This is a genomic window from Falsibacillus pallidus (assembly GCF_003350505.1).
In the GTDB taxonomy this organism is placed as follows: Bacteria; Bacillota; Bacilli; order Bacillales; family DSM-25281; genus Falsibacillus; species Falsibacillus pallidus.
In genome coordinates, this window is record NZ_QQAY01000035.1 from 1 (window position 1) to 2,059 (window position 2,059).

General features: G+C 44.1%; 1 protein-coding gene. It reads left to right on the top strand.

Going from position 1 to position 2,059, the window contains the following annotated elements:
* Window positions 1-655 precede the first annotated feature (655 nt).
* Window positions 656-1,981, top strand: coding sequence for a group II intron reverse transcriptase/maturase (ltrA, locus tag DFR59_RS19910; RefSeq protein ID WP_114747414.1), 1,326 nt, complete (start codon window positions 656-658; stop codon window positions 1,979-1,981).
* The last annotated feature ends 78 nt before the right edge of the window (window positions 1,982-2,059 follow it).

Here is a 2,059-nt window from a genome sequence, read left to right on the forward strand (position 1 = left end):
TTTTGTGCGCTTGGCAGCGCATCGGACTAATGGGTGAAAGTCCCTGACACACCGCAGTGGCGGAAGTGTCTAGCTGACAGGTAGTGCATTGTCTGTGAGGAAATGTGCGGAGGACTTGAAGGCAAAACCTGGAACAGGCGACAATTCAACCATGTTGGCTGGCAGAGTCGGATAACCCTGCAAAAGAAGGGAACGTCCAGTACCACATCTGGATTCTGTTAGTTAGGAGGGCTGGATTCAGGGGAAAGCCCGATGACGTAACCCAAGGAGATCTCATCGTTTCCGATAATAGGTAATCCTTATTCAAGTCCGTGATGGACAAGATGAGAGTATGAATGGTGAGAAGTCAGAGCCCGGGGTAGTAGTGAATAAGCTTGCCGGAAAGGTCGTAAAGGTAAGTGACTCAATACCTGGTTATTGAGAGGAGCCTTAACCCAAAAGGTAGGGACTCCGTGCGAAGCCCGCAACCGTGGAAGAAAAGTGAAAGTTATTTGTGAAATCGCCATGTGCCAGATAGAAACCGATGAGGATGAAGTCCTTAGAATCGGGGTTGAACAAAAGGGTAAACCATCTGGGGCGTAGTACTTAAAAGAAACCGAAGGTATTGCCGAAGTAGGGCTAGGAAACCTGGCGGTCTGAAAGGAAGAAACGAAACATGAACGATAGAACAGACAAACGACACTTTCGTGATGGAGTAAAGAAAACACAAAAGAGAAAGTGGTATAGCCTCATGGATAAAATATGGGCAATACCAAATTTGGAGGAAGCCTTCAAAGAGGTTAAAAAGAACCGCGGAAGTGAAGGGATAGACAAAGTCTCTATCAAGACATTTGAAAGTGCGCTGGAGGATAATGTACAAATCCTTCATCGGGAACTGCGAGAGAAGAAATATAAACCCAGACCTGTAAAACGTGTTTATATCCCAAAAGCTGATGGTTCAAAACGACCACTAGGCATTCCAACCGTGAGAGACCGAGTAGTCCAATCCGCAACACGTAGAATTCTTGAGCCAATATTTGAAGCCGAATTTCTAGACTGCAGTTTTGGGTTTAGACCAGGACGGAGTGCGCACATGGCACTTGAGAAAATCCGTAAGGATCTAATGGATGGGTATGTTTATGTCATTGATGCGGACTTGAAGTCCTATTTCGATACAATCCCCCATGACAAGTTAATGACGCTAGTCCGGGAAGAAGTAATAGATGGAAGTGTCATTAAATTACTAGAAAGCTTTCTTCAGGCAGGAGTTATGGATGGGGGGAGCTTTCATTTGAACGAAGAAGGAACCCCTCAAGGTGGTGTCATCAGCCCTTTACTAGCGAACATTTACTTACACCCATTAGATAAAGTAATGATGGAACGAGGGCACCGCATTACAAGGTATGCGGATGACTTCGTCATATGTTGTAAATCGCAAAAAGGGGCAGAACGTGTCTTGAAGTCTGTCACTCGATTTCTGGAAAAGGAATTGGGTCTAACTATACATCCTGAAAAGACTGGGATTGTAAATAATTATGAACAACCCTTCGAATTTCTTGGACACGAATTCAAACAAGCTTTCTGGATGAAACCATCCAATAAGTCCATCAAGAAATTTAAAGAAAGCGTCAAGGAAACAACTAAACGCAACCAAACGGTTAACATTGAACGCTTGATTAAAGACAAATTAAACCCATATCTTAGAGGTTGGGGGAATTATTTCGGGCATGGGCATTCGAAGAGACTTTTCCAAGAGTTTGATGCGTGGATTCGAAGAAGGCTAAGATCAGTCCAATTAAGAAGTTGGCGGAAAATTAAGAAGTTGCATAGACAATTGCGTAGGAGGAAGTGGAAAGGTGAACTTCCTCGAATACGGATGTATTCATGGAGAAGCTCAAAATGTACACCTGTACATACAGCTCTCTCGAATGAATGGTTCAAAGAAAAAGGTCTCGTCTCTTTAGTGGATATTTACAATGAACATCATCCCCAGCGGGGATAATATGGAGGAGCCGTATGCGATGACCCGCACGTACGGATCTGTGAGAGGCGCATGAATCATTCATGCGCCTACTCGATT